This is a genomic window from Sinorhizobium sp. 22678 (assembly GCF_052044265.1).
GTDB classification, from domain to species: domain Bacteria; phylum Pseudomonadota; class Alphaproteobacteria; order Rhizobiales; family Rhizobiaceae; genus Sinorhizobium; species Sinorhizobium meliloti_A.
On record NZ_JBQEMS010000039.1, the window covers coordinates 19,795 to 27,832 of the forward strand.

Annotated in this window: 7 protein-coding genes; 3 read left to right on the top strand and 4 right to left on the bottom strand. The window is 54.4% G+C overall.

The window, feature by feature from the left end:
- Nucleotides 1-113: 113 nt before the first annotated feature.
- From ndpC to ACTJKL_RS30675, 4 genes are all read right to left on the bottom strand, one after another.
- A complete protein-coding gene (gene ndpC, locus ACTJKL_RS30660) occupies nucleotides 114-2,129 on the bottom strand; it encodes a 6-hydroxypseudooxynicotine oxidase (RefSeq protein ID WP_024899819.1) in 2,016 nt (671 codons plus the stop codon).
- 102 nt (nucleotides 2,130-2,231) lie between these two features.
- Nucleotides 2,232-2,609 (bottom strand): nuclear transport factor 2 family protein, encoded by a 378-nt coding sequence (locus tag ACTJKL_RS30665; protein ID WP_064334247.1) that lies wholly within the window; start codon nucleotides 2,607-2,609, stop codon nucleotides 2,232-2,234.
- Nucleotides 2,610-2,731: 122 nt separating this feature from the next.
- Nucleotides 2,732-3,745, bottom strand: coding sequence for an alpha/beta fold hydrolase (locus ACTJKL_RS30670; protein WP_440854658.1), 1,014 nt, complete (start codon nucleotides 3,743-3,745; stop codon nucleotides 2,732-2,734).
- Entirely contained in the window at nucleotides 3,655-4,830 is a 1,176-nt protein-coding gene (locus tag ACTJKL_RS30675) for an FAD-dependent oxidoreductase (RefSeq protein WP_024899816.1), read from the bottom strand. The genes ACTJKL_RS30670 and ACTJKL_RS30675 overlap by 91 nt, the downstream gene beginning before the upstream one ends.
- Before the next feature lie 447 nt (nucleotides 4,831-5,277).
- Between ACTJKL_RS30675 and ACTJKL_RS30680 the strand changes: the two genes are divergently transcribed.
- The 3 genes from ACTJKL_RS30680 to ACTJKL_RS30690 all read left to right on the top strand — a co-directional run.
- Nucleotides 5,278-6,627 (top strand): MFS transporter, encoded by a 1,350-nt coding sequence (locus tag ACTJKL_RS30680; protein ID WP_084438673.1) that lies wholly within the window; start codon nucleotides 5,278-5,280, stop codon nucleotides 6,625-6,627.
- Nucleotides 6,628-6,933: 306 nt separating this feature from the next.
- Nucleotides 6,934-7,683 (top strand): electron transfer flavoprotein subunit beta/FixA family protein, encoded by a 750-nt coding sequence (locus ACTJKL_RS30685; protein ID WP_440854659.1) that lies wholly within the window; start codon nucleotides 6,934-6,936, stop codon nucleotides 7,681-7,683.
- Nucleotides 7,684-7,760: 77 nt separating this feature from the next.
- Nucleotides 7,761-8,038, top strand: a 278-nt coding sequence (locus ACTJKL_RS30690; RefSeq protein WP_522960291.1) for an adenine nucleotide alpha hydrolase family protein, incomplete at its 3' end; no start/stop codon positions are given.

The following is an 8,038-nucleotide window of genomic DNA, read 5'->3' on the forward strand; positions in this document are numbered from 1 at the left end:
AAACCTACGACCGGAACGCTGCGAGCCAGATCCGGCCGTGATCCATGATAGAAGGCACCAAATAAATGTGTGCGGGATTCCTACGAGACCGAGAGAGATGATTTAAAAGAGACCTAACGACCGGTACCGCAAAATTCAATGCCGGCCTTTCGTCCATCTTTAGTGGCCTGAGCGATTTGGCCCGGCCCAAGACAGTCCCCTATGCGTTCGACCGACGCAATCTCTCCTGCTTCTTTCTTTGCAACTAACTCATGATAAAGAATATCATCGGATACTTGGCCGGTTACCAGAACGACGGCGTCCACTTTTCTACTGGATTCCACACCAGTAAGAATACGACTCGTCGTAATGTTGCCCGACGAGATACTAGTTACGGAGGTTCCGACAACGATTTCAATACCCATCTCGTTCATTGAGTTGATTACGTGGACAAGTTCCAGCGTGTTGATCGTCCACGGTGCCGGATCGCTCGCAGTCGTGATGTAAGTTACTTTACAGCCCGCCCGGGCAAGGCGCTCAGCCACTACCGTTGCCATGTAGAAGTAGTCTTCATCATAAACGACAACCTCACCGCTTGGTAAGTTGCCATCCAAGATTTCTTCCGGGCTGTACACGTGGGGGAGATCGGCGCCGGGTATCGGTTCATCGTGATTGCGACCGATCCCGTCCTTGCGCCATTTTGCTCCGGTCGCCACGATCACATGATCAGCTTCGAAGCCGATCACGTCGTTAGCAGTCAGGGCACTGTTGAGATACATGTTTGCATTGGGCATCGTCTGCAATTGCCCAACACGGTAATCCACCACGCGCCCCCAGGCACTCAAGCGAGGCATTTTACGCTCTCGCACCAGACGGCCCCCCCACTCCGATCCTCCATCTGCGATAGAAACCTGGTAACCGCGTTTCGCAAGTGTGTGGGCCGCTTCGAGACCCGCGGGACCACCACCCACAACAAGAATCGTCTTGGATGGGTCATCGGCAGGAGGCACATTTTCTGGATGCCAGCCTAAAGTATGCTCTTCTCCTGCTGACGGGTTCTGAGTACAGCGAATACGGACGTATGTCATAACCTCTGCTGTGCAAGCATTACATCCTATGCACTCACGGATATCATCATGGCGTCCTTCGTCTATCTTGTTTGGCAAGAAGGGGTCGGCTATTGAAGGTCGGGCGGCCCCGATTAAATCCAGAACGCCCCGCTTAATCTGGCTGACCATAGCGTCAGGAGACGTAAATCGCCCAACACCCACAACAGGTTTGTTCGTTACGCTCTTAACAAAATCGATAAACGGCTCTTGCTGCCCTTCTTCAAAGAAGCGACTGCTTCCGCTATCCCACGGCCAATCACTAACATTGACATCCCACAGGTCAGGAACGTCCGATAGTGCTTCAACAACGCGCCGCCCGTCTTCAAGTGCGGTAATATTTGATGCCCGTCGCCTGTCTTCTACCGCAAATCGGACCGCAACCGCGCAAGTGTCGCCAACCGCATCCTTCACGTCAGAAAGAGTTTCGCGAAGCAGTCGAACGCGATTTTCGAAGACCCCACCGTATTCGTCGGTTCTCTTGTTTGTTTTTACATCAAGGAAGTCCTGCAGAAGGGACAAATTGTGAGCGCAGTAGACATACACAATGTCAAATCCGGCCGATTTAGCGCGCACTGCCGCATCTCGATACCAGCGTCTGAAGTTGGCAATATCCTGCTTGTCGATTGTACGGGCTGTGATCGGGTTGTAATAGTAGTGGGGGAATTTGGCGGTAGGAGATAATGGATGCTCGCGATGGGAGGCGGCCGGTCCCGACGCACCTGCATGTGCGAGTTCCACGCCGGCCAACGCACCATGTTCTTTTATGGCTGCGGCAACGCGTGCTAGTTGGGGGACATGACTGTCGCTGTAAAAACAGGGGTCCGGGAGCGGTGCATGGTCAGAGGTTTGATGAATCATCGTTTCCTCCAAGCATACGACGCCCCATCCTCCTTCGGCCCGAGCTTTTCGATACGCGATCATTCCGTCGATGGAGGACATACCCATACTTAGAGCATGAGGTACAACGTAGAATCGGTTCTTGGTTCTGACGGGACCAATTTGAACGGGCTCGAACAGGATGTCATAACGTGGATCTCGCATGAGAGACGCTCCAATCGGTGTCGGGTATGCTGTACAACGCTAATGATGGTGCGCTGACAATTTAAGATGGCGAAGAAGTTAATGCTTACAAACCGCCGGTGTTCAGATCGTGCGGGTTGAGATCTCGCGCGCTTTGCAAAACGCATTTTTAACTGCAATTTTTCCCTCGCGGAAGCGAAGAATATCGAGACCGTCGATGGCAGAGGTGTTTCCATCGGATGTTATTACTAGGGTCCATGTAACGGTCGCAGTCGAAGTATGCTCGTCAATGGACGTGGATGTGATGTCGTATTTTGTGGAGGCGTTCAAAAATTGATCACTCGGCGCAAGCGCTTGTCCAATTGCTGCGCGTCCACTGTGCTGAACACCGAAAGGGTCCACGTATACACTAGCGTCGGTGAAGAAATCGAGCGTCTTCGAGAAATCGCGTGTGTTGAACGTATCCATAAAGGACTCAACCTGTGCGATAAGATTCTCCATTTACAATCCTCCAATAGATTCCTACAATCCGAAAGGTTCGAGTGCTATCACCGAAAGAATGACCAGATGGTCAGTCCACCTCGGGGCGCAGTATTAACTGCGCAAAGAAGACAAGTTGGGGCTCAGCTCACATGACCGGCGAGCCAATCTATGATCTCCCGAGCTATATCGTCGGAGTTATACTCAGACATTAACATGTGACCATTCCCGAAGATGCCTTTCTCTTCAAGACGAATGTGGTCGACATGGTTTCCCCGGCCCCGGATGTAGTCTGCTGCTTGTGCATTTGCTTCACGCATCCAACTTGCTTCACCTGTTACAACCGCGATCGGCCGCATGAATGGATCATGCTCCCCGGAAAGGGGTGCCGCGTTGAGGCCGTGCGAAAATTGGCCTAGGGAGTGTTTGAAGCCAGGACAGCCTAGTGGCTCCACCGCAACGATAGCCTTCACTGATGGGCCACCAATTGCCGCCAATGCCCATCCGCACGGCGCACCAGCGGAGTGGCTGAGCAAAACTGTGTCCCCAACCATGCTGAATAGGCCCTGCGCGATAGCTTCCACGTGTTCTTGGCTTGCGGCGAGACTTGTTGCCATTGGCCCTTGACTCGCCATGAAGCGATCAACAGGGGTCTCACCGCCGGGCCATTGCGTGTGTTTTTCAGCCCCCGGCCAAAGTTGGCTTTTCGCTGCTTCAAAAAAACGTGGACCGAGTTGCTCATAACTAGGTGGTTCCGTCGCACTGCCAAGTACGCGCCTATCCCAGCGGCTTCGCCCATGTCCTGGCCGGTCAAGCAAGTATACGGGATATCCCGCGCGCAGAAAGGCGTGCGCCCAGCCGGGCCGCCCATCCGGAGTGCGCAGAAACTCCGAACTTTGTCCACCACCGCCATGTACGAATGTAATCGATACGCTTTTTGGTTCGACGGGCACGAACCATTCGACATAGGCAGTTGGACCGGGATAAGTCTCGCCCGCGTGCAGGTTGCGGGACGTTGTGAGAAATCTCCCCCCGAAGTCTGCGAGGGCCAATGGTGTTAGATTGCTCAATATACTGTCCGCATCTGTTCGTGGAACTTCATCACGACGCGCATCTTGTCTCTGTCCGCAGCGATCGCACGCGCCTCCTCGATCCACTGCTCTTTCTGCTGGCCAGGTAGCATATGATACATGTTACGTAGGTTTGAAGATGCGCGCGGCGAGACAATTTCAAGAAACTTGAAACGACGGTCTCTATCGTAGGTTTCCAATATGTCTTCGCTACGGTTATCGTGAACAACTTGGGTCAGGGCCTCGACGAGCGCGAATGTGTCAAACATACCCCCTGTCAGCCCTAGCCCCCCTGTGGGATTGGTGATGTGCGCTGCATCACCGACTAGCATAATGCGCCCTACCCGCATTCGATCAGCGCAGCGTTGATGCATTCGGTAGGGCGAAAATGCCTCCACCTCGAACGGAACGCCGCCGGTGAGCAAACTCGGCAACACCTTTGCAATTCTCTGAGGGAGTTCCTCGACTGGAAGCGCTGGGTCTTCCATAAATGTCACGCGCCAGAAGTCGCTCGTGTCGATTTTACAGATGACCGAACCGTAGACATGATCGATCTGCATCGTCGTCTTCGAATAGCCACGCCGATCCAGATCTACGCGTGTATTAGTTGCGACATAACGTTCTGGCCACGTGATACCGAAGAAGTTAAGCTTCAAAACCTCTCGCCGAACAAAACTGGTGGCGCCGTCGGCCCCGATCAACCAGTCGGCGTCAATGGTCTCGTTAACTCCATCCTTTACAATCGTCGCCCGAATACCACTACTGTTCTGTTCGCATGCAGCCAGAGTGGTCGAATAGTGGATCTCTACGTTCGGCAACCTCTGCAGATGCGAGAGAATGATAAGTGAAAGCTTATCTTGACCCAGATGAAGGGCGTAGGGGAATTCGATCTCGCCTTCAAGACACCCGATATCCCAACGAATCATCTCGCCGGTTTCGTGGATGCGCCAGGCGTGGTCCTGCCGAAGGAAGCCAGCCTTCACGCAATCATCGAGCACACCTAGATCTCGGAGATGTGGCAGAACAGATGAATGGTAAACAAGCGCACGAGGACTATCGTTGGGCCTCGCCTCTGCTTCCAAGACAGTCACACGCATACCGGAACGTGCTAAGCCTAACGTGGTAAGAAGCCCGGTTGGGCCGCCACCGACGACAACGACATGTGCGCTCATATTAACTCTCGCTCCCTTTGAAAATGGTGGTCGCTGACCCAACGGGCATTGAAGGTCACCACATTTACGTCGACGCTGCCGCGCCGGCCAAACATGGCACGCCAGTTGCCGCTGCCCTCCGATCGAACGATACTCGCCCGCAGTGAATTCACAAATTGAATAATTAGAAACCGCGCTGATGTCAAGACGACTGGGTTGCGCTCAACGGTCTGCCATTGAGCATCCACGTAAACCTGCGACCAGTACATAACGGTAGATTTGGGGAGCCGAGTCGACACGCGAAGCTGCCTTTCCGAGGCAAATTAATTATTCAATATTGTAATTTATTGAGGCCGGCGCTATCGTGTCTTTCGCCGACCAAGTCGGCGTCAAGAGTCGCAACACCCTCTGATCTGTTCGAAGGGGGCTGCACTTAATGGGTTTTGACGGAACGCGGGGGAGGAATTCATGAGCGTGGACGTTGGGTCATCTGATGCAGGCATACAAGTGCAAACCGTCGGTCGTTCGCCTGGGCTGGGTAATGTACTCCGACGGAAGTCATTAGTCGCGACTGGCCTGGGCAATACACTCGAGTGGTACGACTGGACGATCTATGCGGTTTTCGCGCCTTACATAGCTAAGGCAATGTTTGACACCCAAGATCCTGTCTCAGCTTTGTTGAGCACCTTGGCGATTTTTGCGGTCGGCTTCATCTCTCGTCCGCTTGGAGGTATTGTCTTCGGAGCCCTAGCGGATCGCCTGGGGCGCAGATCCGTGCTGTTGACAAGCATGGTACTAATGGGTTTCGGTAGTCTTTTGATTGCCGTGTCCCCAACGTATGCCGCTATCGGCGGATTCGCGTCTCTCATCGTATTGGCTGCTAGGTTGTTGCAAGGTTTTGCTCATGGGGGTGAGGCGACCGCTTCCTACGCATATCTTGCGGAAATCGCTCCAAAGGAGCGGCGGGGCCTGTGGACGAGCAGCATGTTCTTTAGTGTCGGCATCGGCAGCATAGTCGCTACGCTGCTTGGTGTGGTCTTGACCCGGGTAATTGATGCCGTAGACATGGACTCGTGGGGCTGGCGTATTCCGTTTCTCCTCGGTGCTCTGCTTTCCGTGCTCGTGTTGTTTCTGCGAAAGAGCATGATGGAAAGCGACGTACTGACGGATTTCGTAGGTTCAAAAGGGGAGGGTTCCCCTAATCCGGTCGAGACCTCCGATTGGCCGAGAAGCAAAATTATATCACGTGCTGTCGGGATTTTCTTCTACCAAGCCGGCGTCGGCCTGCCATATTATCTCTGGACCGCGTACGCTGCGGTGTTCGCGATAACGCAGCGTGGCATGGATCCAAGCGGCGCCTTCACAGCGAGTTTGTTTGCACAAATTCCCTATATCATCGCCGTTCCTGTATGGGGATACGTTTCCGATCGAATCGGCAGGAAGCCCGTCACCATATTCTATTTTCTGTCAGTAGCAGTGCTAACATTTCCGCTAATTAGCTTCATATCCAGTGAGCCTTGGACGCTATTTGTCGCACAGGGCGTCATGCTCTCGGTTACTGGTTGTATTGGTGGTACGCTACCCGCAATCATCGCTGAACGTGTTCCAACACGGTACCGGTCGCGCATTATGGGTATTTCTCTCCCTCTTTCACTTGCTCTGTTTGGCGGCACAGCACCATACTTGAGCAGTTGGTTTTCTAGCCAACAACTCTCTTGGGTCTTTAACCTGTATGTCGTTATCGTTGTTCTAATAGCGGCGGGCGTGGTGGCAACTTGGAAAGAAACTAGGGGCATTGACCTGCGCGACGTCAATTAATGCGTTGATTTTTGAAGGTGAATGGCGGTGGAGCTGTCATTCACCCATCGTGCTCCATTTACATACCGGATAACGGCGAGTTTCGCGGTATTGCTGCACTTAGCCGAAAGCCGAAGTGTTGGCGAAGGGTTGCTGCTGGCGAGCAAACAGGACTCAAAGATGTTGTCGGACGTTTCGGCGGCTTTAGCGGAAAGCAATGGGGTTGAATGGCAAACGCAAGATAAGGGAATCTAGTCAATGAGGCTCTTCAGAATTTTGAACCTAGGAAAGTAAGAAAGGCTTCGAAACATGCAAATAAACTCCGGCATTAAGATCATTGTCCCAGTGAAGCGCGTTGTTGATTACAATGTAAAGATCCGCGTGAAGTCGGATGGTTCGGGCGTCGACCTGAACGGCGTGAAGATGTCGATGAACCCGTTTGACGAGATTTCGGTCGAGGAAGCGCTGCGCCTGAAGGAAGCCGGCAAGGCCGAGGAAGTTGTGGTCGTCTCCGTCGGTCCGGCCAAGGCGGAAGAAACCTTGCGCACGGCGCTCGCCATGGGCGCGGATCGCGCCGTCCTGGTCGAGACTGATGATGCCGTCGAGCCGCTCGCCGTCGCCAAGATCCTCAAGGGGGTCGCGGAAGCCGAACAGCCGGGCCTGATCATCGTCGGCAAGCAGGCGATCGACGACGATTCGAATCAGACCGGTCAGATGCTGTCGGCCCTGCTCGGCTGGCCGCAGGCGACGTTTGCCTCGAAGGTTGAGGTCGGATCCGGTTCTGCCCAGGTGACGCGCGAAGTCGATGGTGGTCTCCAGACCATCGAAGTCAAGCTTCCGGCCGTGGTGACGACGGACCTGCGCCTCAACGAGCCGCGTTATGCTTCGCTGCCGAACATCATGAAGGCGAAGAAGAAGCCGCTCGACAAGAAGTCGCCGGCCGATTTCGGCGTCGATACCGCCCCGCGCTTGAAGGTGCTGAAGACCGAGGAGCCGTCGGGCCGCAAGGCAGGCGTCAAGGTTAAGTCGGTCGCCGAGCTGGTCGAAAAGCTCAAGACCGAAGCCGGCGTGCTCTAAGGCGTTCATGCCCCGAAAAGTGGGAACCGGTTTTCGGACAAGGGCATGAACCGAAGGAATCAAGGGAGAACACAACCATGGCCATTCTTCTTCTGGCAGATCACGACAACGCAACCCTTTCCGACCAGACCGCCAAGGCGCTGACGGCAGCATCGAAGATCGGTTCCGACGTGCATGTGCTCGTCGCCGGCTCTGGTGCCAAGGCTGCGGCCGATGCGGCTGCAAAGCTCTCGGGCGTGACGAAGGTCCTGCTCGCCGACGATGCAAGCCTCGGCAACAACCTCGCCGAACCGCTGGCAGCGCTCATCGTGTCGCTTGCCGGCTCCTATGACGCCATCGTCTCGGCTGCGACCTC

Excerpts from the sequence above, each read along its gene's own strand:
- ndpC (WP_024899819.1), bottom strand. The coding sequence starts at position 2,129 with ATGCGAGATCCACGTTATGACATCCTGTTCGAGCCCGTTCAAATTGGT.
- ACTJKL_RS30665 (WP_064334247.1), bottom strand. The coding sequence starts at position 2,609 with ATGGAGAATCTTATCGCACAGGTTGAGTCCTTTATGGATACGTTCAAC.
- ACTJKL_RS30675 (WP_024899816.1), bottom strand. The coding sequence starts at position 4,830 with ATGAGCGCACATGTCGTTGTCGTCGGTGGCGGCCCAACCGGGCTTCTT.
- ACTJKL_RS30680 (WP_084438673.1), top strand. The coding sequence starts at position 5,278 with ATGAGCGTGGACGTTGGGTCATCTGATGCAGGCATACAAGTGCAAACC.